Origin of the sequence: Flavobacterium inviolabile (assembly GCF_013389455.1) — a bacterium.
Lineage (GTDB): Bacteria > Bacteroidota > Bacteroidia > Flavobacteriales > Flavobacteriaceae > Flavobacterium > Flavobacterium inviolabile.
Genome location: NZ_CP058278.1, coordinates 3,673,011 through 3,699,004, shown reverse-complemented (window position 1 = coordinate 3,699,004; position 25,994 = coordinate 3,673,011). Strand labels below are relative to the sequence as shown.

The window sequence follows — 25,994 nt, the reverse complement described above, 5'->3', positions numbered from 1 at the left end:
GCTGTATCGGAAATGTAGAATAGAATGTTGTTGGTGTTGTTTTGAAAAGAATAGGAAGGTGCTGCTGTTTGGAAAATGAGCGCCGGAAGATATTCGGCCGAAAAGAGATGCGGTGTTTGTAAAGTTTCCTATTTTTGAAAAAGTAAACTAATAGCGATGAAAACAATTTTTATAATAGTAATGTTTGGAATGGGAGGCTGGGGACTGTACGAACAAACGCAGCCACATCCCAATGTCTGGATTCAGGTTATAGCCGTGGTTATTTTCTTTTACGGGATGATGCGGCTGATGGCTAAAGTGCCAAGTGAAAATCAGGAAAGAGAAGAAGAGGATGTTTAACATAGGGGACCAGGTTGCCGTGCTCGACGACAACATAAACGGAGTAGTTGTAGGATTCCAAAAAGAGCAGATTATAGTGGAAACTACCGACGGATTCACGATGACATATTTTGTCAACGAATTGGTTAAAATAAATAATTCCAGTAAATTAGAGGTGTTTAATTCAGGTCAGACTTTAGATGCCGTTTTGAAGGAGAAAGAGCTGCCTAAAAAGCGTTCTTTTGTTAAGGAAAAGCGTTCTAAGAAGGATGATTTTGTACTGGAAATCGATTTGCATATCGAAAAACTGGTGCCGTCTAAAAGAGGAATGTCGAACTATGATATTCTGACATTACAGACGGAAACGGCAAAAAGACAAATTGAATTTGCGATGCGAAACAGGATACCGCGGATCGTTTTTATTCATGGTGTAGGCGAAGGGATCCTGAAAGCAGAACTGGATTTTCTTTTGGGACGATACGACAATATCGTGTTTCAGGATGCCGATTATCAGAAGTACGGATTAGGCGCAACGGAAGTTTATTTCAAGCAAAACGCAAACCGCTAAGCAATAAAAAAGCCCAAACATCATGTTTGGGCTTTTTAGTATAATTAGAATACTTTTGTCTTAATTTGTTCTGTAGTCACCAAAGGTATATTCCGGATGCAGGAACGACTGACTTCCTTTTTTGTATCGGATATTGGTGAATTTGATATTGTGTTTGTAACCGATTATTGTCGTGTTGTCCACTCCAAAAATAGCAGTGGTCACTATGGTAACAGTACCTTCGTTGGCGATCCATTCTTCACTCAGCATGATAGGAGTTGCCGGAGTACCGGAGCAGATTAAATCGGTAGTATAATCGGCAGCAGCACCTCCTGTATAAAGTCGGTATATTGCCCTGTTGGTTCCGTCTAAAGTAATGGTTTGTGTTCCTGCGTCACTCGGATAGGAAGCTGCCGGTAAATCCAATAATAAGGCCTGGTTGCTGCTTTGCAGGAAGATCTTATTATCCGTACAGTTCTTGATGGTCGGATCGGTGAAAGAGAACGAAAGCGTATTAGTGGTCGGGGTATAGGTACCGAAAAGATATTCCTGGAAAGAGATCGTGGAAGCCCCGTTTGAAAACTGTACGTTCTTGAATTTTATCTGGTGGTTATAGCTAACGCTTGTTGCTAATGATGACGCATTTACATTCGGAAGCATGGATGTTACGATCTCGATTGTACCGCCGGGAAGCACCCGGTATTCTTCCGCTACTACCGGACTTACCGGAGGAATGGTCGAGCAAACCGCTGCAGAAGTAACATCGTCACTGTAGGAACGGTATATGATTTCCGATCCGGTTGTGGTAATGGTTATCGGGGTGCCGGCCACAGTTTCCTGGTTCTTGAAATTAGAAGCCGCCACATTGATCAGCATTAGCTGGTTTTTGTTGGTTCTGGTAAGAATGGTCTGGGTGTCCGTACTGTTGCTGCATTTCTGGATGCTGCTGCTACCAAAATCAAAAGTTTCAACAACGATATCGCCATCGTCACATCCGTTCAATAAAAACAGGCATACAAATGCTCCAAATATTTTTTTCATTTTATCATAGAATTTGTAACAAAAGTAACTTTTTTTACATTTACTACTAAGCGGATTGAATCAAATTCAACTTAATTGTTATATTTGAAATCCTAATAACTAACCAACCAAGTTCCTGTATATATGGAAGTATCACCAACTAAGACCAATTATCCGGCTCTTTATACCCTTATTACGGTATTTTTTTTCTGGGGTTTTATAGCGGCTGGAAACAGCATTTTTATTCCCTTTTGTAAAAATTATTTTTCATTAGATCAGTTCCAGTCCCAGCTAATTGATTTTGCCTTTTATACGGCGTATTACCTGGGCGCTTTGCTCTTATTTATTTTTGGTGCTTCAAAAGGAAAGGATATCGTTGGGAACTGGGGTTATAAAAAGAGTATTGTCTACGGATTATTGTTCTCTGCTTTGGGAGCGGGAGCCATGATAATAGCGGTACAGTGTAATGTCTATCTGGGAATGCTGGTGGGCTTGTTTATCGTTGCGCTGGGCTTTTCATTGCAGCAAACGGCAGCCAACCCTTTTGCCATTTCACTGGGCAACCCGAAAACAGGGGCAAGCAGGGTGAACTTAGGTGGAGGAATTAACTCCTTTGGAACAACTATCGGTCCCATAGTCGTAGGACTGGCTTTATTTGGTACTACAGCGTCAATTACAGACGATCAGATCAAGCATCTGGAACTGGACAAGGTAATCGTGCTTTACATCTGTGTAGGGCTTTTATTTTTAGCGGCTGCGGCATTGTTCTATTTTTCCAAAAAGGTTCCGGCCGGTATATCTGACGAACCGATGGAAAAAGCCAACAAAGCGATCCGTACACTGGTTGTCATGACGGTACTTCTGGCGGTGATGTTTATCCCGGTTTTCAATAGCTACAAAAGTGATGATGCTTTGAAAATTGAATCGTTGGAAAAAGAAATTAAAAACGTAAAATCAAATATTTCGATTGATGACAATGCTGCTCTGGCAGAAAGTGTTATTAAAAACATAGAAACGGAAGCCCATGAATTAAAATCGGCTTTGGAGAAAACCAGAATGTACTGGCTTTCCGGAGCACTGGTTGTGATTGTAGGCGGATTGCTGCTGGCCAAAAGAAATGCCAAAAAAAGCAGTGAAGGCTGGGGCGCGATGCAGTACCCGCAGCTGGTTTTAGGAATGCTGGCCATCTTTACCTATGTGGGTGTCGAAGTGGCTATCGGGAGTAACCTGGGAGAATTGTTAAAACTGCCGGAATTCGGGAAACACCAGTCTTCCGAAATTGCCCCTTATATTTCCATGTATTGGGGAAGCCTGATGATTGGCCGCTGGGCAGGCGCCATCAGCGTTTTTAACCTGAGTAGAAATAAAAAGAATCTGGCGCTCATTGTTGTGCCGTTGCTTGCATTCTCCATTATCATCGGCGTGAATACGCTGGCAGAAAAAGATATGTCGCCGTTGTATTATTATGTGGTTTGCGTATTCGTACAGATTGCCGCTTTCTTTTTGAGTAAAGACAAACCGGCAAGAACCTTAATGATTTTCGGCTGTATCGGATTAGTAGCGATGCTAACCGGATTGCTTACGGAAGGTACGATCGCCATTTATGCTTTCCTGGCAGGAGGATTGGCCTGCAGTATCATGTGGCCGGCCATTTTCAGCCTTTCCATTATGGGATTAGGGAAATATACCGCACAGGGTTCAGCCTTTTTAATCATGATGATTTTAGGAGGCGGAATCATTCCGCCGATCCAGGGAAAACTGGCCGATATTATCGGGATTCACAATTCCTATATTATCCCGGTAATCTGCTTTGCCTACCTGACATTCTTCGCCATCATTGTAAAATCCATTTTGGCGAAACAAAAGATCGACGTGGATTCCATAGAAATTGAAGGTGCCCATTAATAAAGATTAAGAAAAAGATAAAATAAAATTCGGAGCAGGGGAAATTAGTACCTTTGCTCCGAATTTTATTTTCTGATGAAAACAACAAAATACTACCTGGCTGCTTTTGTAGCCTTTTTGATCTGGGGATTCTTCAGTTTAGGATTAAAACCCATTCATCATTACCCGTCGCTTGATATATTATTTTACCGTGTTTTCCTCGGAGTAATTTTAATGACGGTCGTTAATGTGGTGTTTCGCGGTAATGTTGTAAAGCAGAATTGGTCGGACTTTAAAAATATGCTGCCCAACCACAAGCGGCAGATATTGTTTCTGACGTTCGGCGGATCGATATTGCTAATGGCGAACTGGTTCTTTTTTATTTTTGTGATGAACCACGTTAGTGTAAAGGCGGCCTCGTTTGCCTATATGGTATGCCCGATCCTAACCACCGTTTTTGCCTATTTTATACTGAAAGAAAAGTTGAGTAAGTGGCAGTGGGCGGCGGTAGGAATCAGTGTTTTCAGCTGCGTGTTGTTGTCCTATAATCATTTTATGGATATCTTTTTCAGCCTGATCGTGGCGGCTACTTATGCCCTGTATCTGGTGAGCCAGCGAAAAAACAGCGAAATAGACAAATTCCTGTTGCTGAACATTCAGCTGCTGGTAGCGGGAAGCATCATGCTGCCGTTTTACCCGAAATACAGCGGCGTACTGCCAACGGAAGGCTTGTTTTACATTTGCCTGCTCATTATTGTAGTGCTGTTTACCATTATACCATTGTTCTTAAATTTGTATGCGCTCAAAGGAGTAAGTTCCGCAACGGTAGGAATCATGATCTATATCAACCCGATCATCAATTTCCTGCTCGCGATTTTCTATTTTAAAGAACAGGTGAGTCTTTTACAGCTGACCGCCTATTTTTTAATTTTGGTTTCCATTGTGGTTTTTAATGAAAAACTGCTTTTTAAGCGCAATAAAAAACATTTAGAGATTTAGTTATGAAAAAAGTTTATCTGGATAATGCGGCTACTACGGCGGTCAGACCGGAAGTGGTTCAGGAAATGATAAAAGTTTTAGCGGAAGATTACGGGAATCCGTCCTCGACACATAGTTTTGGACGTAGTGCCAAAGTATTGCTGGAAACAGCCCGGAAGTCCATTGCAAAACAGCTAAATGCCAATGCGCAGGAAATTATCTTTACGTCCTGCGGAACGGAAGCCGATAACTGGATTATCCGCTCGGCAGTAAGGGATTTGGGAGTAACACGGATTATCACCTCTAAAATAGAACACCATGCAGTTTTGTATGCCGTGGCGGCTGTTCAAAAAGAATATGCTGTTGCGGTGGATTATGTCAGTATTTTGCCGAATGGTGAGATCGATTATACCCATCTGAGCGATTTACTCGCGCAGGATAAAAAAACGTTGGTTAGCCTGATGCATGTAAATAACGAAATAGGAACGGTACTTGACCTGGAGCGGACAGGACGCATCTGCAAACAATACGGAGCCTATTTTCATTCCGATACCGTACAGTCGGTAGGGAAAACAACGTTCGATCTGCAAACGCTGCCGGTTGATTTTATTGTTGGCAGCGCTCATAAATTCCACGGACCAAAAGGAGCCGGTTTTGCTTTTATCCGGAAAAATACCGGAATTCAGCCTTTGTTTTTTGGCGGGGAACAGGAAAAAGGACTGCGTGCCGGAACGGAAGCTGTTCATCAGATTGCCGGAATGGCAAAAGCCCTGGAGCTTTCGTATGCAAACCTTGAAGCGGAACAACAGCATATCACTGACTTGAAAAACTATCTGATAGCGGCGTTAAAGGAAGCCTTTCCGGAAACCGGAATAAACGGAAGCGAAAAAGGATTTTATAATATTGTGAATGTGCTGCTGCCGTTTTCGGACGATAAAACAGCGATGATACTGTTTAATCTCGATATGAAAGGAATTGCTGTTTCCAGAGGAAGTGCATGCCAATCCGGAAGTATCAAACCTTCTCATGTACTGGCGGAGATTCTTTCTGATGAAGCCATTAAAAAACCGAGCCTTCGCATTTCCTTAGGTCATGACAATACTAAAGAAGATATCGACCTGTTTGTGGAAGCCTTAAAAGCTGTCTGATTTTTGTAATACTATTTTGTGAATTTTTTGCAAAGTATGCTTTAAATAGTATTTTTGCCGAAATTTTGAAAAAATAAAATGAAAAAAGTATTATTTGCAGCAATTGCTGTTTTCGGTCTTGTTTTTAATGCAGGCGCTCAGAGCAAAGGAGATGTTGAATTTGGCGCAAATATCGGCGCGAATTATGCCTATATCGGAGGGAAAGACGGTACTTCGGATGCCCGTTTTAACTGGAATGCCGGTATAGCTGCAGATTACTACTTTTCGGATAGATGGAGTGTTAAAGCCAAATTGATCTATGACAGAAAAGGATGGAATGACGGTTATCTGCTGTTTGGGAATGATGCCTTCGATCCGGTTCATGCAACGGTAATATACAATACCCACTTTAATCTGGACTATTTGACCATTCCGGTAACGGCAAACTGGCATTTTGGAAAGAAAAGAAACTGGTATCTGCATTTTGGACCTTATGTTGGTTTTTTAGTTAACGCAAAAGACACAAGGTTTAAAAACGATGTAAAAGATTTCTTTAAAACAACCGACTTTGGTGCGAATGTCGGTATAGGGGTTAAGATCCCGGTTACCGATAAGCTGAAAATATTTGTTGAATATGATGAGCAGGTCGGTTTGACTGAAATCTATGAAACGAATAAATTCTCTAAAGTAACGAACTCAAGAGGAGCGCTGAATGTGGGTATAAACGTGATTTTAAAATAATAACGACAAACATAATAAAGAAGGCAGTATTGAAAAATACTGCCTTTTTGTTTTTAGGATTCCCGGAAAATATCCGGACGGTGAATCTCTATCCATTTTTCCGGGCTGGCTATAGGTTGCCATCCGAATTTTTTATACAATTCATGAGCATCGGAAGTGAGTAATATCCAACGGCGCAGGCCGATTAATTCCGGATGGGACATGATGGTTTCCATCAGCCATTTGGAAAGCCCTTGTCGGCGATAGTCTTCCAGTACAAAAACATCGCCCAGATAGGCCATAGTTGAAAAATCGGAAACCACTTTGGCATAACCGATTTGTTTGTCTTTATAATAAATGCCGAAACATAAAGCATTGGCAATGGATTTCCGGATACGTTCTTTGGGAATGTTTTTACTCCAGTAAGATTCGTTGGCTAAATAATCATGAATAACAGTCAGATCAAGTTTTGATTTGTCGGTTGAAATCGTGAAGTCGCCTTTGGTTGTTGTGATAATGTTCATGGAAAAAGTATTGTTCAGTTCAGAGCATGTTGCGGTTTAAATAGCCCATGGCAACAAGCTGTTGTTTGTCCTGTATAAGATAGGTTTGCCGGTCTTTTAACAGGTATAGTTTTGTAGCAATTTTTAAAAGACTTTCATAATGATGGTCGGTAATGATGATGCCTTTCTCTTTTGATTCTGTAATAATCAGGTTGTTGATGTCTTCAATCAGCATCGGGGATATGCTGGAATAAGGTTCGTCCAGCAAAACAAATTTCGCCTTGCTGAATAAAACCAGCCGTACATCAAGATAGCGCAATTCTCCTGCCGAAAGTTCCCGGATCTGCTGGTTTTTAATCGCGTTAATCAGCGAATCGTCATAGAAATCTTTTTGTTTTTCAGCGGGAACAAACAGGCGTATCGCTTTGGCTACGCTGAAATAATTGGGAATAAAATGGTTTTGCGGCAAAAAAGCAACGAGGTCGTTTTCTTTATAAGGCTCGTTATAAACCTGGTTGTTAATCCGGATAAACTTATTTTCGGCTTCCAGAGTGCCGAAAAGAATTTGCAATAAAGTGGATTTGCCCGTGCCGTTTCTGCCGAGAATACCAATGATGTCGTTTGTTTCACATTTCAGGTAAATGTCCGAAAGAATAGGTTTGTCATCATAGGATTTTATAATACTATCTGCTTCAAGGCAATATTTCATAGCTCAGTATTTTAAAAATTAGGCAGACAAACAGGTTGGTGATAAAGCAAAAGAGAAAAAGACTGTTCCGGCTGATATGGGTATTGTAATAAAAAAAGTAATCGTTTTTGCGGTAATACTCCTTAAAGATAAAGGCAGCCAGCAGTCCGAAGGTACAAAAGGATACAAAGAAAGTCCCTAAGCTATTGAATATCCATATCAGCGAAATAAAGAGATTAATAGCCAGTGTACTTTTGTAAAATTCAAAGTAGAGCCTTAAATTTTTGCTGTGCCACATAAGTCTGAAATATGAACCGGTTGCTCCTATAAAGTTAGGCAATTCTTTGCATAATTTTAGCGGCGATGACAGATTTTTACCATTAAAATTTAAAAAATCAGGAAGCTTTTAGTTTTTTCATAAAAGCAGCAATGGCAGGACTTAACTCTTCAAATAGAGGCTGTTTGCGATTGCGGAGCATTACTTCGGTAAACAACTTTAAACCCAGTGCAAATTCTGTGGTGTCGCCCGGGTTTTCAAAAAGGGCTTTTTCGGTCAGTATTTCAACGATGCTGAAAATATCATCGTGATTGTGAAAGGTAAATTCAAGCGGTTCTTTTTCCGGATTTTCTCCTTTTATATCAGAAAGATACTCCAGTTTTAAGCGATAGGTATTGGTTTTCTTTTCCATTTGAGTCAGCGTTAATAAAGGCTTAAAGTACTTATAAATTTTCAAATCTTCAAATGAATCCTTATTTTAGCATCTCAATAGTAGATACATGATTTCAGAAGCACAATTTCAGCACGAATTAGATTTAATAATTGCCAATGCCATCCGTGAAGACGTTGGTGACGGCGATCACAGTTCTTTAGCCTGTATTCCGGCAACGGCACAAGGCAAAGCAAAACTGCTGGTAAAGGACGAAGGGATTCTGGCAGGAGTGGCATTTGCCCAAATGGTATTTCAGTATGTTGATCCCGGACTTCAGATGGACGTTTTTATAAAAGACGGAACACCGGTAAAATATGGCGATGTCGCTTTTCACGTTTCCGGAAGTTCGCAATCGATCTTAAAAGCCGAAAGACTGGTGTTGAATGCCATGCAGCGTATGAGTGCCATAGCGACCAAAACAAAAGTATTTGTGGATTTGCTGGAAGGAACCAATACCAAAATACTGGACACCCGGAAAACAACACCCGGAATCAGGGCTATTGAAAAATGGGCGGTAAAAATTGCCGGAGGCGAAAACCATCGCTTTGCCTTGTATGATATGATCATGCTAAAGGATAATCACAATGATTTTGCCGGAGGGATAACAAAAGCCATCGAAAAAACAAATGCCTATTTAAAAGAAAAAAATCTGGATCTTAAAATTATAGTAGAAGCCAGAAACCTGGATGAAGTTCAGGAAATTTTGCAGAATGAAGGAGTTTACCGGATACTGCTGGATAATTTTAATTATGACGATACCCGGAAAGCGGTTGAAATGATAGGAGGGAAATGCCTTACGGAATCATCAGGCGGTATTAATGAAGAAACGGTGCGCCGTTATGCCGAGTGCGGTGTTAATTATGTTTCTTCCGGCGCCCTGACCCATTCAATTTACAATCTTGATTTGAGTCTTAAAGCGATTTAATTTGTATATTTCATCCAAATAATCCACAAACCTAATCCCAATTAACAAAGGTGTCAAAAGAAATCGAAGATCAGATTGAAAAAATACCGGTACTGAACAAGCTTATGGCTTTTATTAAAACAATAAAAGTTCCGGGACTTGGAGGTTTGTCTTTATACGATTTGCTGGAATTGTATGGAATCGGTATTGCAAAAGGAGCTTTTTCCTATAGAGCCGGGGCAATTGCTTTTAGCTTCTTTATGGCACTGTTTCCTTTTGCACTGTTTATATTAAACCTGATTCCGTATATCCCGCTGGAAGGTTTTCAGGAAGATTTTCTAAAGTTTGTGTCCGATAGTGTTCCGCCCAATACCTATGGTGCGATAGAAGCTATTTTGAAGGATATTATGAATAACAGTTACAAGAGCTTGCTTTCGTCGGGTTTCTTTTTGTCGATATTTTTAATGTCAAACGGATTAAATGCGGTTTTGGGCGGCTTTGAATCGTCTTACCATATTACAATTACAAGAGGATATTTCAGGCAGTATGCGGTAGCAATAGGCTTGTCTATTATTTTCTCCATGCTGCTGCTAATCACGGTATCGGCGATAGTGGTTTCGGAAGTAATTATCCAGAAACTGTCCAACCGGTTGCTGCTGGACGATGTGTTCTTTATACAGCTGGCCCGGTATGCTTTTATCCTGATCATGCTTTTTGTTTCGGCTTCCTTTCTTTTTAAATTCGGGACAAGGGAAACCAAGCAGATCCCTTTTTTTAATGCGGGGGCTATCTTTACAACCGTTTTAGTAATTATCTCTTCCTATGTGTTTGGTATTTATGTAGTTCGGTTTGCCCGTTATAATGAATTGTACGGATCAATTGGTACACTTCTTGTATTGATGTTCTATATATGGATTAACTGTATGATTTTATTATTAGGATTCGAATTAAACGCAACTATTAATAAATTAAAAAGAAAAAATTTATATATTTAACAAAACGTAAAAACAGCAAATTATGAGAAAACAATTTTTGACGGTATTGTTTGTGGCATTTTTGGGTCTTTTTTCAGCACAGGCGCAAAGTGTGGTAGGAAAATGGAAAACGGTTGATGATGAAACCGGAGAAGCGAAATCAATTGTGGAAATCACCGAATCCGGAGGAAAGATTTATGGTAAAGTAGTGGAGATTTTAAATCCGGCTAAAAAGAATGCCAAATGTAAAGATTGTTCCGGTGAAGATAAAGACAAACCAATTTTAGGACTGACAATCATAAAAGGACTTAAAAAATCCGGTAACGAATATACCGACGGTAAAATCCTGGATCCTAACAAAGGGAAGTTGTACAAATGTACTGTGAAACTGGACGGGAGCGATAAGCTGGATGTGAGAGGATATGTTGGAATATCATTAATAGGCAGAACACAAACCTGGTCAAGAGTTAAATAAAATATACCTGTACTATAAGGTGAAAAACACTTCTTTCGGGAGTGTTTTTTTTATGTATAGCCATTATCTTTGTATATCAAAATTATCCCATGTTGCATTTCGTAGAAGTCGTTTTACCATTAGCCTTAAACAAAACATTTACCTATTTGGTTTCTGAAGCAGAATTTCAGTATATCAAAAAGGGCATGCGTGTGGCGGTACCTTTTGGAAAAAACAAAGTGTACACGGCTTTAGTGATCGACCTGCATCAAAATGAACCGTTGCTGTACAAGGCAAAAGAAATTCACCAGATTCTGGATGAAGCACCGCTGGTAAACGAAAAGCAGATTGAACATTGGATGTGGGTTGCGTCCTATTATATGTGTGCCATCGGCGATGTTTTTAAAATGGCACTGCCTTCCGGATTTTTGCTGGAAAGCGAAACAATCATTTCTTCCAAAACAGATTTGGCTGTTGATGAAAAAGAACTGGACGATGAAGAATTTCTGATTTACCAGGCATTACAGCAGCAATCGTCTTTAAAGGTTGAGGATATCGTTGCAATCCTGGGAAAGAAAAATGTCTTTCCGGTACTGAACAGGATGCTGACGAAAAACGTTTTGATCTTACAGGAAGAAGTAACCGAAAAATACAAACCGAAATTAACCCGTTATATCCGTCTGCATTCCGAATTTTTGCAGCAGGAACAACTTGCAGAACTATTGGAGCTGTTGTCCAGAGCACCTAAACAACGGGAATTGGTGTTGCAGTATTTTCAGTTGCAGGTCACGGATAAAAAACCGATATCGGTCAAAAAACTGACAGAAGCGGCAGGAAGTACGGCAACAGTCGTAAAATCACTCGTTGATAAAAATATTTTTGAAGAATATTACCTGTCGGAAGACCGGGTGCATTTTGAAAAATCGGAAAATGCCGGTTTTGAACTGAGCCTTCCGCAGCAAAATGCTTTGGATGCCATTCAGGAAAGTTTTCAGCAAAATGCGGTTACCTTGCTGCATGGTGTTACCGCTTCGGGAAAAACAGAAGTTTATATAAAACTGATCGAAGCTTACCTGTATCAGGAAAAACAGGTGTTGTACCTGCTTCCGGAAATTGCCCTGACGGTTCAGTTGGTCAGCCGGCTGACGGCTTACTTTGGAAATCAGGTAGCGGTTTACCATTCCAAATATACCAATAACGAACGCATCGAGGTGTGGCAGCAGGTGTTGCAGGGTTCCGAAAAAGCAAAAATTGTCATCGGGGCACGATCGGCTTTGTTTCTGCCGTTTTCAAACCTGGGGCTTATTGTTATTGACGAAGAACACGAGCAAACGTATAAGCAATTTGATCCGGCACCGCGATACCATGCGAGGGATGCGGCAATTGTGCTGGCTTCTGCTCACGGGGCAAAAGTGCTTCTGGGTTCGGCAACGCCAAGTCTTGAGACCTATAATAATGTACAATCCAATAAATACGGTTTGGTCAATCTTACCGAGCGCTATGGAAAAGTCTTTTTGCCGGAAATTTATTTAGTCGACATCAAAGACAAATACAAGCGGAAAAGAATGAAAGGGCATTTTAGCGATACGCTCATTGAAGCAATGGCAGAAGTGCTGGCGTTAGGCGAGCAGGTTATCCTGTTTCAGAACAGGCGCGGCTATTCTCCTTTTGTGGAATGTCTTACCTGCGGACACGTGCCGCAATGTCCGAGTTGCGATGTGAGTCTTACCTATTATAAGTATAAAAACCAGCTGCGGTGTCATTATTGCGGATACACCATTGCGAATCCAACCCATTGCCATGCCTGCCAGTCGGTCGATCTGTCGACCAAAGGTTTCGGAACCGAGCAGATAGAAATGGAATTGAAAGAACTTTTTCCGGACAAAACCATCGGCAGAATGGATCAGGATACCACACGCGGAAAATTCGGATATGAAAAAATCATCGATGCTTTTAAGGAAAGGGAAACCGATATTCTGGTGGGAACACAAATGCTGGCAAAAGGACTGCATTTTGATAATGTAACGCTGGTGGGTATTATGAATGCAGACAATATGCTCAACCAGCCTGATTTCCGGTCACACGAAAGAGCTTTCCAGATGATGACGCAGGTTGCCGGCAGGGCGGGCAGGAGTGAAAAAAAAGGAAAGGTGATGATCCAGACCTATAATCCCTACCATAATATTATACGTCAGGTTACCGAACACGATTATAGCAGTATGTATAAAGAGCAGATCTATGAAAGGCATAACTTTAAATACCCGCCTTTTTACAGACTGATAAAGCTTACTTTAAAACACCGGGATTATGACCGGCTTAAAGAAGGTTCGATGTGGATGTATAACGTACTGACCCAATCACTGCAAATTCCGATACTGGGTCCTGAAGAACCGGCTATCAGCAGAATCCGGAATGAATATATCCGTACCATACTGATCAAGATTCCTCAGAAGAACCATTTGGGAAACACAAAAAAAACTATCCAAAAAATATTGAATAGTTTTGAAGCGGTTGCCCAGTACCGGGCGATAAAAGTTACGGTTAATGTCGATAATTACTAAGTATTTTCGATCGCTTTAACCAGGTCTTCTTTTTTGTTTCGGCTTAACGGGATCTTGTTTGTGCCAATCTCGGCAAACTTACTGTTGAATTTGTCAATCTTGTCAATGTTTACAATAAACGATTTGTGAACCCGGATGAATTTATCTTTCGGCAGTTCTTTTTCAAAGGCTTTCATTGTGGACAGGACAAGGTGATTGTCTTCATCGGTGATCACTTTAACATAATCGCCGTAAGCTTCAATCCATTTGATTCTGGAGATGTAGATTTTTAATTTTTTGAGATTACTTTTAATAAAGATGTAAGGACTTTCTTCCTCCGAGTTTTCTTTTCCGAGCAATACAAAGTTCATCGCCTTTTTGACAGCAACATTAAATCGTTCTCTGGTAATGGGTTTGTGTAAATAGTCGGTAGCAGCATAATCAAAAGCTTTGACCGCATATTCCGTTTTGGAGGTAATGAAAATCACCTGCGGTTTTGCTTTTAAACCATCTAATAAGTCGAATCCGCTGATTATGGGCATCTCAATGTCCAGAAAAACCAAATCTACATTTTTGTTGGTGATGCAATTCTTTGCCTCAATGGCATTTGAGAATTCACCTACAAGAGTTAAATTTGGATTTTCGTTTACTAATTTGGTTATGGTTAATCGCTGAATACTACTATCGTCAACTACTATACAGTTTATCTTCATATTCTAAAAAAAATGAAAGGGTTATTTTAGTAATAAAAATAGCAAAATTGTTCGGAATGACAAAGCAGAGTTGGGATAAAATGTACAGTAGGTGTAAAAAAAGGGAAATGACGTTGTAGATTAAATATAAATCACTATTTTTGCACCCAATTTTATAACAAATAAATTTTTTTATTATGAATCATTATGAAACTGTTTTCATCTTGAATCCCGTTTTATCTGAACAACAGGTAAAGGAAACAGTAAGCAAATTTGAAGATTTTCTTACTTCTAAAGGAGCAGAGATGGTAGCGAAAGAGGATTGGGGCTTAAAAAAACTAGCTTACGAAATCCAACACAAGAAAAGTGGTTTTTATCACTTATTTGAGTTTAAAGCTGCTGGAGAGATCTTAGCTGGTTTTGAAACTGAATTCCGTCGTGACGAGAGAATCATGCGTTTTTTAACTGTAAGTTTAGATAAGCATGCAGTATCATGGGCTGAAAGAAGAAGAGCGAAATTAAAATCTACAAAAGCTTAATTATATGTCAAGTATTGAGCAATCTGCAAAAGGAAAAAAAGACGGAGATATCAGATATCTAACGCCTTTAAATATAGAAACTAACAAAACTAAAAAGTATTGTCGTTTCAAAAAATCTGGAATCAAATATATCGATTATAAAGATCCGGACTTTTTATTAAAATTCGTTAATGAGCAAGGAAAAATCCTTCCTCGTCGTTTAACAGGAACTTCTTTGAAATACCAAAGAAAAGTATCTGTAGCTGTGAAAAGAGCACGTCATTTAGCATTAATGCCATATGTGGCTGATTTATTAAAATAAAAAAGAGGCGAGATTATGGAACTTATATTAAAACAAGACGTACAGAATTTAGGTTTTAAAGACGATGTGGTATCTGTTAAGCCAGGTTACGGTCGTAACTTTTTAATTCCTCAGGGTGCTGCTATTTTAGCTACACCTTCAGCTAAAAAAGTATTAGCTGAAAACTTAAAACAAAAAGCTCACAAAGAAGCTAAAGTTGTTGCAGATGCTAAAAACTTAGCAGAAGCGATCAAAGCTTTAGAGATCAAAATCACTGCTAAAGCAGGAGGTGAGAAATTATTCGGTTCAGTTACTAATGCTGATATCGCTCAGATTTTAGAGAATAACGGTCACGCTATCGATAAAAAATTCATCACATCTGGTATCGTTAAACGTACTGGTAAATACACTGCTTCAGTGCGTTTACACCGTGATGTAATCGTTGATTTACCGTATGAAATCGTTGCTGAACAAGCATAAATTTCTTAAAATATCCTAAAAGCCTTCCCTGTCGGGAGGGCTTTTTTTATATCTTTATATTGACACAAATGGCTGCTCCCATTAGCGCTGCGCCTGAGAATTAAATACAAAAAAATGAAGTATACCAGACTAACAAAAGAACAGCTGGAGGAATTGCACCCGGAATTTACGAACTTTTTAGCAACTCAATCGGTAGATAAAGCCGAATGGGACAAGATAAAGGAAACCAATCCGGAAGTGGCAGAACAGGAAATTGATGTCTTCTCCGATTTGATCTGGGAAGGCGTACTGACGAATGCAAAATACCTGGAACATTATTCCAAAAATCATATTTTCCTGTTTCATTGCAGTGAAATCCACATGCAGACAATTGTAATCCATTCTTTGGTAGCAGAAGCCGACTTTTTGTCAAAAGACGGACTGGAATGGCTGAGCGATAATTTGTTTACCGATAATGTGGAGATCCAGCGGGGACAAAAAGTATTTGCCGGTGAACGGAATGATGAAATTTTTAACCTGATTCAGCAGGGAACTATCCTGAGTGATGGCGAATTGTACAAGCAAATGGAAAATATTCTGGAGCAGTAGAAATTTCTGTATTTCCCCGGAAAAATTATAAGAAATTGGTTAAATTAGTTCCTTGAAATTAATTTTCCCAATTTTTTTACTTTATGGACGTTTTACAAACTATTCAGGCTCTCAGAGAGGAGTTAAATAAACACAATTATAACTATTATGTTTTGGATAACCCTACGATTTCTGACTACGAGTTTGATGTAAAACTAAAGGAACTCCAGGAACTTGAAGCAAAACATCCGGAATATTTCGATGAAAATTCTCCGACACAGCGTGTGGGCGGGGCGATTACCAAAAATTTCGAAACCGTATTGCACGAATCCCGTATGTATTCGCTGGATAACTCGTATTCCAAAGAAGACTTACTGGATTGGGAAAAAAGAGCCCAGAAAATATTGGGTGATGTACCTTTGGAGTACACCTGCGAGCTAAAATACGACGGTGCTTCAATTAGTATTACCTACGAAAACGGAAAGCTGAAACGCGCGGTAACCCGCGGTGACGGATTCCAGGGGGATGATGTGACAAACAACGTTAAAACCATAAAAGCGGTTCCGATTCAGCTAAAAGGAGACTTTCCTCCGAAATTCGATATCAGGGGGGAAATTATCCTGCCTTTTGCCGGATTTGAAAAAATGAACCTGGAACTGATCGAAATAGGCGAATCACCCTATTCAAATCCCAGAAACACGGCTTCAGGCAGTTTAAAACTACAGGACAGCTCGGAAGTGGCAAAACGACCGCTGGACTGCTTGCTGTACTCGCTAATTGGTTCCAACCTGCCGTTTGCTTCCCAGTTTGAAGGACTGGAAAAAGCCCGTCAATGGGGGTTTAAAGTCCCGAAACAGGCGCAGCTGGCTAAAAGTATGGACGACGTTTTTGCGTTTATTGATTATTGGGACATCCACAGACATGACCTGCCGTATGAAACGGACGGTGTGGTAGTAAAAATAAACAGCCTGCAGTATCAGGATGAGCTGGGCTATACGGCCAAATCGCCGCGCTGGGCAATTGCCTATAAATTCAAAGCCGAACAGGTTGCAACACGATTGCTGTCTATTGCCTACCAGGTGGGAAGAACCGGAGCTATTACTCCGGTGGCAAATCTCGAACCGGTACAACTGGCAGGAACCATAGTGAAAAGAGCGTCCTTGCACAATGCCGACCAGATCCAGAAACTCGATATCCGGGTGGGTGATGAAGTTTTTGTGGAAAAAGGAGGCGAAATAATCCCTAAAATCATAGCGGTTGACCTGGACAAACGTCCGCAGGATTCAGAACCGACAATTTATATTCATAGCTGTCCCGAATGTGAAACGGAATTAGTACGGAAAGAAGGAGAAGCACAGCATTATTGTCCGAATTTCTATGGCTGTCCGCCGCAGATTATCGGGCGTATCCAGCATTATATTTCCCGAAAAGCCATGGATATTGAAGGTTTGGGAGGAGAAACAGTTGCCTTGCTGTTTAATAACGGCCTGGTGAAAAACTATGCGGATTTGTACGAACTGAAAAAGGAACAGATCATTCCTTTGGAGCGCATGGCGGAAAAATCGGCTGACAACCTGATTAACGGTATCGAAAAATCAAAAGAAGTTTCCTTTGAACGAGTACTGTTTGCTTTGGGGATTCGTTATGTTGGCGAAACGGTTGCCAAAAAACTGGCAAAACACTATAAATCGATAGATGCGATTGCTAAGGCTACGCTGATGGATTTGGTGCTGGTGGATGAAATCGGGGAGAAAATAGCGCAAAGTGTTGTGGAATTCTTTGAAAACACGGAAAACAGCATCACTATTGAGCGATTACGGGGATTTGGGGTGCAGCTGGAAATGGGTGCGCATCACGATACGACCGTTTCGGATCTGCTGGCCGGAAAAACATTTGTGGTTTCGGGTGTTTTTGAAAAATTTTCCAGGGATGATCTGAAAAAAGCGATTGAAGACAACGGTGGAAAAGTGGGCAGTTCGATCTCTAAAAAAACCGATTATGTTATTGCGGGCGAAAATATGGGGCCGGCAAAACTGGAAAAAGCCAGCCAGTTGAATGTAAAGATTATCAGTGAGGACGACTTTATTGCGATGCTCAACGGTTAGTCTTTCGTAAAGGATTTTTGGACTGTTCGGGTTTGAAAAGTCCGGTTTTTTGCTTTAAAACGACAGAATATGCTTTTCTCGGGATTTCTGTATTTTTTGGGGCAGTTTGTTGTATCTTTAATTTGAATGCTTCTTTTTTGGGTTTTTACAGTTTATAGTGCTGAGTTATGGAGCAAAAAGCGAAAGATTATACAAGCAGGTTTTTAGTAATATTTTACTTTTTTATGAGTTTGCTGGTGATTTTGAGCGAATACCAGCAGGATACACTCTTGACCTATATAACAAAGCCGTTTTTAATGCCGCTGTTGTTTTATCTGTACTATATCAACTCGGCATCCAATAACCGGAATTACGGTTTTATCCTGGCGCTTTTGTTTAACTGGGTTGCCAATATTGCTTTTGTGGCAGCCACTAAGGAAACCGTCTTTTTTGGCTCCCTGTTTTTCTTGCTTTACCGGATTATGGTGGTGTATATTTTAGTGGAACAAATCGTGTTTCCTAAGGTTTTCCCCTTTCTGGTAGGCTGTATTCCTTTTTTCTTTATTTATATTACGGTCACGAACCTTGTCAATGCCGAAATAGAAAACGGAATTTATCTTTTTTGGGTTAACGGGATTTTTATGATTTTTCTGGGCGGATTTACCCTGGCGAATTATATACTGGATAACAATAAGGTAAATACCCTCTTATTGATAAGTACCTTATTGTTTACTTTTATACAGTTTATCGTAACGATTAATTTGTATTATCTGACTTTAGTGGTGTTTAAACCAATAGCGATGGCGATGTTTGTTGTCGCGCAATTCCTGCTTTATAAGTCGGTATTATTGATGGATGAGCGGAAAAAAGCTATACCGTGATACTTCTTCCGGAATGTGATTTTGATTTATCGGCATCAAAATAAAAATCGATTCTTCCCAGATTGATACCGTAGCAGCCTACCTGGTTAACCAGTACCTGTTTTCCGTCGGCATTGGTTTCAATGACCGGTTTGTCCAGGAAAGTATGCGTGTGGCCGCCAATAATCAAATCGATATCTTTAGTTCTTCTTGCTAAAAGAACATCGCAGATCCTGTCCGGTTCGTCTTTGTATTTAAACCCGATGTGGGAAAGACAGATCACCAGATCGCATTTCTTTTCGTGTTTCAGGATACGGGTCATTTCTTTTGCCGTTTCAACCGGATCGTTATAAACGGTTTCCTTGTATAGTTTTTTGTCGACTAATCCCTGTAATTCCACGCCAAGGCCAAAAACACCTATTTTGATGCCGTCTTTAACGAAAATCTTATACGGTTTTACGATGCCGTCCAGAATAGTGTTCTTAAAATCGTAATTAGCGGAAACGAAATCAAATTTGGCATGCGGCAATTGGGCATAAAAACCATCGATACCGTTGTCGAAATCGTGGTTTCCAAGTGTTGCCAGATCATAATCCAGCATGCTCATCAGTTTGAACTCCAGTTCGCCGCCGTAATAGTTAAAATATGGTGTGCCCTGGAAAATATCTCCGGCATCCAGTAATAATACATTAGGATTCTCTTTTCTGATTTCCTGGATCAGCGTAGCGCGTCTGGCGACACCACCCATATTCGGGTTTCGCGGATCGCTTGCCGGAAACGGATCGATATGACTGTGAACATCGTTCGTGTGAAGGATGGTTATTTTTTTAATATCGGGAGCAGTTGTAAAGCTGCTTAATGATAAACCTCCCAGAGTAACTAATGCCGAACTGGCTGCTGTTCCTTTTAAAAAATCTCTTCTTTTCATTTTCTTTTATCTTTATTCCAGGATTATTCTTTCTGACGTGATTACCGAGATGGTGTCTACTTTTTTGAAGTAGTCAATTAACAGGTTTCGTAGCTTGTAGTCCATGTCATAAGCTTTAACGGCTTTTTTGAAGAAATTCATGCTGTCGCCTCCATTCGATAAATAATCGGAAGTGGCTACATAATAACTCTGGTTGTCTTCAACAGGTTTTCCGTTTACACTTAACGACTTAACGATTAGATTGTTTTTATCGGCAACGATTTTTAAACCGGAAAGCGGATGCGGTTTCTTTTCTTTCATGATGTAAGCGGCCATTTCCCGGATCTGAGCGCCTTTTAATTCAATTATAATCAGGCTGTTTTCAAACGGCATGATCTCAAAAGCGGTTCTTGTAGTTACATTTCCTTTGGGAAGTACGGCGCGGATTCCGCCATGATTTAAAAGACAGATGTCAATATTTTTCTTTTCACGGGACTGGAAAATCGGGTTGGCCATTTCGATGGTAACATCGGCTAAAAGATTTCCGATTGTCGTTTGCCAGGTGCCTTTGCTTTTGTCTAATGTTTCCGGGCAGTAAGCCAGAACATTGTCTAAATCCTTGTCAATATGGGTGCGGTAAGGTGCTATATAATCTTCTATGGATTGAACATCCCTGTACGCATTTGTGATACCAATTTGTTTGCCTTCAATTTTTGTGTTCTGGTATTTTTGACCGGCGCAGGAAGCCAATAAAAAAATACCTGTAAGAACAATAAATGGCGTTAAAAAATGGTTATACTTTCTTAATTTTGTCATTTGTTATAAGCCTTATTTAATTAACTTTGTATTTCAAGTAAAATTACTATGTTTTTAAAAACAATAAAGGATTTTTCATTAAAAAAAATCATTAAAAAAAGATTACCCAATTATAAACTTACCGTTACGGAAGGGGCAATACAAACGGTTGGTCTGTTGATAGATGAAAGCTATTTTGTGGCTCAGAACGATCTGATTCAGGAGCTTGTTGCCAATGGAATTCCCCGAAAAAATATAGAGATCCTGATTTATAAAGACAGAATTAAGAAGAAAGAAACCTTCGAGTATCCTTATTTCAGCAGAAAGAACATTGCAATGAACGGGGAATTTCTAAAACCGGAGGTTGCCGGTTTTGTAAACAAACCGTTTGACATGCTGATCAGCTACTATGATGTGGAAAAAGCACCTTTACTGCTGCTGACATTGCAGTCCAAAGCAAAATTCAAAGTAGGTTTTTCAACGATCGACAAACGTTTGAATAACTTTATGATTACAACCGTTGCGGAAAAATACCAGGAATTTGTTTCCGAGCTTTTTAAATATTTGAAAATTTTAAATAAAATATAATCTAAATAATCATGCAATCATTAATAGGTACCGGTGTTGCACTTGTTACACCATTTAAAAAAGACTTTTCGGTAGATACGGAAGCTTTAACAAGAATTGTAAATTATGTTATCGACGGAGGTGTTGAGTATTTAGTGGTTTTGGGAACAACGGCAGAGTCGGCAACATTAAACCAGGAAGAGAAAGAATTAGTGATTCAGACAATTGTGGCTGCTAACAATGGCAGACTTCCGTTGGTTTTAGGTGTTGGAGGGAACAATACAATGAAAGTTGTTGAAGAATTGAAAACCAGAGATTTTTCGGCATTTCAGGCAATTCTTTCGGTTTCTCCATACTACAATAAGCCAACTCAGGAAGGAATTTACCAGCATTTTAAAGCCGTGGCGGAGGCTTCTCCGGTTCCGGTATTGTTATATAATGTGCCCGGAAGAACAGCAAGCAATGTATTGCCGGCTACGGTAATCCGTTTGGCAAACGATTTTAAAAATATTGTCGGTATAAAAGAAGCGGCAGGAGATATTGTTCAGGCAATGAAACTGATTCAGCAAAAACCAAAGGATTTCCTGGTTATTTCCGGGGATGATATGGTGACGTTACCAATGGTTTTAGCCGGAGGAGCTGGGGTGATATCGGTAATCGGGGAAGGATTTCCGAAAGAATTTTCCGAAATGGTCCGTTTGGGATTACAGCGAAAAGTAGATGAAGCATACCAGCTGCATTACCTGTTAGCGGACAGTATTGATATGATTTTTGAACAGGGTAACCCGGCGGGTATAAAAGCGATATTCAAAGCCCTGGGATTATCAGAAGATACGGTACGTTTACCGCTGGTAAATGTTAACGAAGATTTAGCAAAACGTATTAACGATTTTGTAAAGAAAATAGTAAATTAGCCTTTCACTAAAAAAAAGAATTTTATGTTATCAAAAACTATTGAAGCAGCTGTTAATAATCAAATTAAAGTTGAGGCGGATTCTTCTCAAATATATTTGGCAATGGCATCTTGGGCTGAAGTTCAGGGTTTTGAGGGGATTGCAACATTTATGTATGCGCAGTCGGATGAAGAAAGAATGCACATGCTTAAACTGGTAAAATATGTCAACCAAAGAGGAGGGCAGGCACAGATTCCATCGGTTATTGAGCCGTCTTTGGACTATTCTTCATTCAAAGCATTGTTCACGCAATTGTTTGAGCACGAAGTAATGGTGTCGGAGAGTATTAATAATCTGGTTCATGTTTCCTTAGGCGAGAAAGATTATGCGACACACAATTTCTTACAATGGTATGTGTCGGAGCAGATAGAAGAAGAAGCAACAGCAAGAACAATCCTGGATAAAATCAATCTGATCGGTGACGATAAAGGAGGATTGTACCTGTTTGATAATGATATGAAGAATTTCAACGGAAATCAGGCTGCAAAAGTGCAATAAATTTGCAGAATAAGAGTTAAAGAAAAGATGTCGGTTTTACAGGCATCTTTTTTGTTTTTTTACCATGAAAAAAAAGATTTTGTAATCTCTAATTAATAACTAAATTTGCATTTGCTTTTAAAACAAGACTTTTGGCTGTTTTAGAAGCATAAAAACTGAAAATAAAATGAGTAAATTTCTATATATTTTTCTTTTTGCTGTTCTGTTAACGTCTTGTAGTCAGTATCAAAAAGCACTCAAATCGGAAGATTTGGCAATGAAATACGAAGTGGCTACCAAAATGTATGAAGCAGGGAAATATTCCAAAGCTATCCGATTGTTTGAACAGATAGCAGCGCCAAACAGAGGAAAACCTCAGGCAGAAAAATTATTTTATATGTTTGCTCAGTCTTATTATAAGACAAAACAATACTATTTGTCAGGATACCAGTTCGAATCGTTTGTTGCCGGATATCCGAAAAGTGAAAAAAGAGAAGAAGCAGCCTTTTTGGGCGCAAAAAGCTTTTACCAGCTTTCACCGATCTATTCTATAGACCAGACCGATACACAAAAAGGAATTGATAAATTACAGGATTATATCAATACCTATCCGGATTCTCCAAACTTTGCCGAAGCGAATAAAATGGTTACGGAATTACGGGAGAAATTAGAGAAAAAAGCTTTCGAAATCGCAAAACAATACAATACCATCGGGGAGTGGACCAGAGATTACAATGCCGCTATTAAAGCATTGGACAACTTTATTACAGACCATCCCGGAACAATATATAAAGAAGATGCTTTGTTTTACAAGTTTGATGCCAGCTATAAACTGGGAATCAATAGTATTAAACCTAAAATGGAAGAGCGTTTAAACAATGCTAAAGTGGCTTACACTGCTTTGATCCGTTTTAAAGGCGATACAAAATACAAAGCAAAAGCTGACGAAATGTTAGCAAACATAGATAAAGAATTACAACAATTTTCTAAACAATAAGAACGTCATGGATTTAAAGAAGACTACTGCTCCAGTAAACACGATTACCTACAATAAGAGTACGATAGAAGAGCCGACAGGAAACGTGTATGAAGCAATAACTATTATGGCAAAAAGAGCAAATCAAATCAACTCTGAAATTAAAAAGGAATTGATTGACAAGCTTGATGAGTTCGCGACTTACAATGATAGTCTTGAGGAAATTTTTGAGAATAAAGAACAAATCGAAGTTTCTAAATTCTACGAAAAACTACCTAAACCACATGCTTTAGCAGTACAAGAGTGGTTAGAAGGAAAAATCTATTATAGAGATTCAAATAAATAATACAAACAATGTCTGTTTTAAGCGGTAAAAAAATAATACTGGGTGTTTCTGGTGGAATTGCCGCGTATAAAACGGCCACATTAGTTAGACTTCTTATAAAAGCAGGTGCTCAGGTTCAGGTAATCATGACACCTGCTTCTAAAGATTTTGTTACGCCCTTAACATTATCAACACTCTCTAAAAATCCGGTCTATTCCTCTTTTTTTAATGAAGAAGATGAGAATGCCCTTTGGAATAATCATGTCGATTTAGCCCTTTGGGCCGATTTAATGATTATTGCACCGGCTACAGCCAACACCCTTTCTAAAATGGTGAGCGGCAACAGCGATAATTTACTTTTAGCAACCTATCTTTCTGCAAAATGTCCTGTTTACTTTGCTCCGGCAATGGATCTGGATATGTACAAACACGCTTCCACACTGGCAAACTTTCATGTTTTAAAAGAGTTTGGCGATACGATCATTCCGGCGGAAAACGGCGAATTGGCGAGCGGACTTTCCGGCGAAGGAAGAATGGCGGAACCTGAAAATATCGTGGCATTTTTAGAACGGGACCTGGAAAGCAAACTGCCCTTGCGGGGAAAAAAAGTTCTGGTTACGGCAGGACCCACTTATGAAGCGATCGATCCGGTACGTTTTATCGGGAATCACTCTTCCGGCAAAATGGGTTATGATATTGCCAAAGCCGCTGCCAATCTGGGTGCGGAAGTAATATTGGTATCCGGTCCGACGCATCTGGACCTGAAACATCCCCTGGTGCAACTGGAAAGAGTAACATCGGCTCAGGAAATGTATGATGCCTGTCACCGGTATTTTAATGCGGTAGATGTGGCCGTTTCGGCAGCAGCCGTAGCCGATTACCGTCCGAAAAATGTAGCCAGCCAGAAAATAAAAAAGAATGAAGCTACGTTTTCTATTGAACTGGAAAAAACAAAAGATATACTGGCTTCTTTAGGAGAAATCAAGACCAGACAGTTTTTAATTGGATTTGCACTGGAAACGGAGAATGAAATTGAGCATGCAAAGCAAAAAATTCAGAAAAAAAACTTAGATTTGATAGTTTTAAACTCATTAAATGATTCCGGTGCCGGTTTTGGAAAGCCCACCAATAAGGTTACATTTATTGATAAGAACTTTTTAGTGGAGCCGATGGAACTCAAATCAAAAGAAGCCGTCGCTCAGGATATTGTCAACAAAATAATAGCTCATTATCATGCGTAATTGGATTTTACTTTTACTTACTTTTTTATCAATAAACAGCTTTGCTCAGGAACTTAATTGTAGCGTAAATGTAAATTACAGCCAGATTACGAACGTTAATCCGCAGATATTTAAAACACTGGAAAAGTCCGTTACGGAATTTATGAACAATACCAAATGGACGACCAAGACGTTTAAAAACAATGAAAAAATCAATTGTGTGGTCTTTATAACGGTTAACTCGTTTGAATCCAATAATTTTGATGCAACCGTTCAGGTGCAGTCTTCGCGCCCGATATACAATTCAACCTATTCCTCACCGGTTTTAAACTTCAATGATAAGGATTTTAAATTCCGTTATGTAGAATTTGAAAACATGTATTTCAATCCCAATAGTTTTGATTCGAACCTGATTTCCGTTTTAGCTTTTTATGCGAACATCATTATCGGTCTGGATGGGGATACCTACCAGAATTTAGGAGGAACAAAATACCTTGAAGTCGCTTCAGCTATTGCGAATGTAGCACAGTCAAGCGGTTTTGACGGCTGGATACAATCGGAAAAAAGAAATAACCGTTATTACCTCATTAACGATATGCTTTCCAATACCTATACACCGTTTCGTGAAGCGATGTATCAGTACCATTTCCAGGGAATGGATCGAATGGCGGAAAACTTAAAAACAGCCAAAGAAAAGATTGCGTCTTCTATAGAAACGCTTTCGAAGGTACACGATGTGCGTCCGAATGCTTTTCTGACCCGTGTTTTCTTTGATGCTAAAGTAGATGAAATCGTTAGTGTTTACTCCGGTGGACCGAATGTGGACATCGTTCCGTTAGTAGACAGATTAAATAGAATATCTCCGTTAAATTCTTCTAAATGGAGTAATATAAAATACTAAATTT

General features: G+C 39.6%; 30 protein-coding genes. 23 read left to right on the top strand and 7 right to left on the bottom strand.

Features of this window, described 5'->3' with window-relative positions; genetic code table 11:
* Window positions 1-156 precede the first annotated feature (156 nt).
* Both HW120_RS16700 and HW120_RS16695 read left to right on the top strand, forming a co-directional pair.
* Entirely contained in the window at window positions 157-339 is a 183-nt protein-coding gene (locus HW120_RS16700; RefSeq protein ID WP_177735673.1) for a hypothetical protein, read from the top strand.
* On the top strand, window positions 332-886 hold the full coding sequence (locus tag HW120_RS16695; protein WP_177735671.1) for a Smr/MutS family protein: 555 nt from the start codon (window positions 332-334) through the stop codon (window positions 884-886). The genes HW120_RS16700 and HW120_RS16695 overlap by 8 nt, the downstream gene beginning before the upstream one ends.
* A gap of 60 nt (window positions 887-946) precedes the next feature.
* Here the strand turns inward: HW120_RS16695 and HW120_RS16690 are convergent, their stop codons facing one another.
* A complete protein-coding gene (locus tag HW120_RS16690; RefSeq protein WP_177735669.1) occupies window positions 947-1,906 on the bottom strand; it encodes a hypothetical protein in 960 nt (319 codons plus the stop codon).
* Between the two features lie 123 nt (window positions 1,907-2,029).
* Here HW120_RS16690 and HW120_RS16685 point away from each other — a divergent pair, with 123 nt between their 5' ends.
* The 4 genes from HW120_RS16685 (at window position 2,030) to HW120_RS16670 (ending at window position 6,615) form a co-directional block, all read left to right on the top strand.
* Window positions 2,030-3,790, top strand: a complete 1,761-nt coding sequence (locus tag HW120_RS16685; protein WP_177735667.1) for an MFS transporter — start codon at window positions 2,030-2,032, stop codon at window positions 3,788-3,790.
* Between the two features lie 75 nt (window positions 3,791-3,865).
* Window positions 3,866-4,768 (top strand): EamA family transporter, encoded by a 903-nt coding sequence (locus HW120_RS16680; protein ID WP_177735665.1) that lies wholly within the window; start codon window positions 3,866-3,868, stop codon window positions 4,766-4,768.
* A gap of 2 nt (window positions 4,769-4,770) precedes the next feature.
* Window positions 4,771-5,895: a cysteine desulfurase family protein gene (locus HW120_RS16675; protein WP_177735663.1), complete on the top strand. Its 1,125-nt coding sequence runs from the start codon at window positions 4,771-4,773 to the stop codon at window positions 5,893-5,895.
* A gap of 78 nt (window positions 5,896-5,973) precedes the next feature.
* On the top strand, window positions 5,974-6,615 hold the full coding sequence (locus HW120_RS16670) for a porin family protein (RefSeq protein ID WP_177735661.1): 642 nt from the start codon (window positions 5,974-5,976) through the stop codon (window positions 6,613-6,615).
* Window positions 6,616-6,668: 53 nt separating this feature from the next.
* Here the strand turns inward: HW120_RS16670 and HW120_RS16665 are convergent, their stop codons facing one another.
* The 3 genes from HW120_RS16665 to HW120_RS16655 all read right to left on the bottom strand — a co-directional run bounded on the left by HW120_RS16665 (window position 6,669) and on the right by HW120_RS16655 (window position 8,474).
* Entirely contained in the window at window positions 6,669-7,118 is a 450-nt protein-coding gene (locus tag HW120_RS16665) for a GNAT family N-acetyltransferase (RefSeq protein ID WP_177735659.1), read from the bottom strand.
* A gap of 19 nt (window positions 7,119-7,137) precedes the next feature.
* A complete protein-coding gene (locus HW120_RS16660; protein ID WP_177735657.1) occupies window positions 7,138-7,806 on the bottom strand; it encodes an ATP-binding cassette domain-containing protein in 669 nt (222 codons plus the stop codon).
* Between the two features lie 374 nt (window positions 7,807-8,180).
* Window positions 8,181-8,474 carry a DUF3861 domain-containing protein gene (locus HW120_RS16655; RefSeq protein WP_177735655.1) on the bottom strand — a complete coding sequence of 98 codons (294 nt, stop codon included), beginning with the start codon at window positions 8,472-8,474 and terminating at the stop codon, window positions 8,181-8,183.
* A gap of 88 nt (window positions 8,475-8,562) precedes the next feature.
* On the opposite strand from HW120_RS16655, the gene nadC reads away from it, so the two are divergent.
* The 4 genes from nadC (at window position 8,563) to priA (ending at window position 13,388) form a co-directional block, all read left to right on the top strand.
* Complete coding sequence (gene nadC / locus HW120_RS16650) at window positions 8,563-9,420, top strand: carboxylating nicotinate-nucleotide diphosphorylase (protein ID WP_177735653.1); 858 nt, start codon at window positions 8,563-8,565, stop codon at window positions 9,418-9,420.
* A gap of 50 nt (window positions 9,421-9,470) precedes the next feature.
* Window positions 9,471-10,394: a YihY/virulence factor BrkB family protein gene (locus tag HW120_RS16645; protein WP_177735651.1), complete on the top strand. Its 924-nt coding sequence runs from the start codon at window positions 9,471-9,473 to the stop codon at window positions 10,392-10,394.
* A 22-nt stretch (window positions 10,395-10,416) separates the two neighbouring features.
* Window positions 10,417-10,848 (top strand): DUF2147 domain-containing protein, encoded by a 432-nt coding sequence (locus HW120_RS16640; protein WP_177735649.1) that lies wholly within the window; start codon window positions 10,417-10,419, stop codon window positions 10,846-10,848.
* 89 nt (window positions 10,849-10,937) lie between these two features.
* Complete coding sequence (gene priA, locus HW120_RS16635; RefSeq protein ID WP_177735647.1) at window positions 10,938-13,388, top strand: replication restart helicase PriA; 2,451 nt, start codon at window positions 10,938-10,940, stop codon at window positions 13,386-13,388.
* Here priA and HW120_RS16630 read toward each other — a convergent pair.
* Window positions 13,385-14,080, bottom strand: coding sequence for a LytR/AlgR family response regulator transcription factor (locus HW120_RS16630; RefSeq protein ID WP_177735645.1), 696 nt, complete (start codon window positions 14,078-14,080; stop codon window positions 13,385-13,387). The two genes, priA and HW120_RS16630, sit on opposite strands and share 4 nt — an antisense overlap.
* Before the next feature lie 176 nt (window positions 14,081-14,256).
* Between HW120_RS16630 and rpsF the strand changes: the two genes are divergently transcribed.
* The 6 genes from rpsF to HW120_RS16600 all read left to right on the top strand — a co-directional run bounded on the left by rpsF (window position 14,257) and on the right by HW120_RS16600 (window position 18,890).
* Window positions 14,257-14,598: a 30S ribosomal protein S6 gene (gene rpsF, locus HW120_RS16625; protein WP_177735642.1), complete on the top strand. Its 342-nt coding sequence runs from the start codon at window positions 14,257-14,259 to the stop codon at window positions 14,596-14,598.
* Between the two features lie 4 nt (window positions 14,599-14,602).
* Window positions 14,603-14,899 carry a 30S ribosomal protein S18 gene (rpsR, locus tag HW120_RS16620; RefSeq protein ID WP_035132889.1) on the top strand — a complete coding sequence of 99 codons (297 nt, stop codon included), beginning with the start codon at window positions 14,603-14,605 and terminating at the stop codon, window positions 14,897-14,899.
* 15 nt (window positions 14,900-14,914) lie between these two features.
* Window positions 14,915-15,358: a 50S ribosomal protein L9 gene (rplI, locus tag HW120_RS16615; protein WP_177735640.1), complete on the top strand. Its 444-nt coding sequence runs from the start codon at window positions 14,915-14,917 to the stop codon at window positions 15,356-15,358.
* A gap of 114 nt (window positions 15,359-15,472) precedes the next feature.
* Window positions 15,473-15,946, top strand: coding sequence for a DUF6495 family protein (locus HW120_RS16610; protein ID WP_177735638.1), 474 nt, complete (start codon window positions 15,473-15,475; stop codon window positions 15,944-15,946).
* Window positions 15,947-16,029: 83 nt separating this feature from the next.
* Window positions 16,030-18,030, top strand: coding sequence for an NAD-dependent DNA ligase LigA (gene ligA, locus HW120_RS16605; RefSeq protein WP_177735637.1), 2,001 nt, complete (start codon window positions 16,030-16,032; stop codon window positions 18,028-18,030).
* A 224-nt stretch (window positions 18,031-18,254) separates the two neighbouring features.
* Window positions 18,255-18,890 (top strand): lysoplasmalogenase family protein, encoded by a 636-nt coding sequence (locus HW120_RS16600; RefSeq protein ID WP_177735635.1) that lies wholly within the window; start codon window positions 18,255-18,257, stop codon window positions 18,888-18,890.
* Here HW120_RS16600 and HW120_RS16595 read toward each other — a convergent pair.
* Window positions 18,880-19,797 carry a metallophosphoesterase gene (locus HW120_RS16595; protein ID WP_177735633.1) on the bottom strand — a complete coding sequence of 306 codons (918 nt, stop codon included), beginning with the start codon at window positions 19,795-19,797 and terminating at the stop codon, window positions 18,880-18,882. The two genes, HW120_RS16600 and HW120_RS16595, sit on opposite strands and share 11 nt — an antisense overlap.
* Window positions 19,798-19,809: 12 nt before the next feature.
* Complete coding sequence (locus HW120_RS16590) at window positions 19,810-20,592, bottom strand: 5'-nucleotidase C-terminal domain-containing protein (protein ID WP_177735631.1); 783 nt, start codon at window positions 20,590-20,592, stop codon at window positions 19,810-19,812.
* Between the two features lie 48 nt (window positions 20,593-20,640).
* Here HW120_RS16590 and HW120_RS16585 point away from each other — a divergent pair, with 48 nt between their 5' ends.
* The 7 genes from HW120_RS16585 to porD all read left to right on the top strand — a co-directional run bounded on the left by HW120_RS16585 (window position 20,641) and on the right by porD (window position 25,990).
* The gene (locus tag HW120_RS16585) at window positions 20,641-21,159 is read left to right on the top strand and encodes a DUF6913 domain-containing protein (RefSeq protein ID WP_177735629.1); all 519 of its coding nucleotides are present in this window, start codon (window positions 20,641-20,643) and stop codon (window positions 21,157-21,159) included.
* 11 nt (window positions 21,160-21,170) lie between these two features.
* A complete protein-coding gene (dapA, locus tag HW120_RS16580; protein ID WP_177735627.1) occupies window positions 21,171-22,052 on the top strand; it encodes a 4-hydroxy-tetrahydrodipicolinate synthase in 882 nt (293 codons plus the stop codon).
* A gap of 24 nt (window positions 22,053-22,076) precedes the next feature.
* Window positions 22,077-22,589, top strand: a complete 513-nt coding sequence (locus HW120_RS16575; RefSeq protein WP_177735625.1) for a ferritin — start codon at window positions 22,077-22,079, stop codon at window positions 22,587-22,589.
* A gap of 166 nt (window positions 22,590-22,755) precedes the next feature.
* Window positions 22,756-23,565 (top strand): outer membrane protein assembly factor BamD, encoded by an 810-nt coding sequence (locus tag HW120_RS16570; protein WP_177735623.1) that lies wholly within the window; start codon window positions 22,756-22,758, stop codon window positions 23,563-23,565.
* A gap of 7 nt (window positions 23,566-23,572) precedes the next feature.
* On the top strand, window positions 23,573-23,890 hold the full coding sequence (locus HW120_RS16565; RefSeq protein ID WP_177735621.1) for a DNA-directed RNA polymerase subunit omega: 318 nt from the start codon (window positions 23,573-23,575) through the stop codon (window positions 23,888-23,890).
* Window positions 23,891-23,898: 8 nt separating this feature from the next.
* The gene (coaBC, locus tag HW120_RS16560; protein WP_177735619.1) at window positions 23,899-25,110 is read left to right on the top strand and encodes a bifunctional phosphopantothenoylcysteine decarboxylase/phosphopantothenate--cysteine ligase CoaBC; all 1,212 of its coding nucleotides are present in this window, start codon (window positions 23,899-23,901) and stop codon (window positions 25,108-25,110) included.
* Window positions 25,103-25,990, top strand: a complete 888-nt coding sequence (gene porD / locus HW120_RS16555; RefSeq protein ID WP_177735617.1) for a type IX secretion system protein PorD — start codon at window positions 25,103-25,105, stop codon at window positions 25,988-25,990. The genes coaBC and porD overlap by 8 nt, the downstream gene beginning before the upstream one ends.
* The last annotated feature ends 4 nt before the right edge of the window (window positions 25,991-25,994 follow it).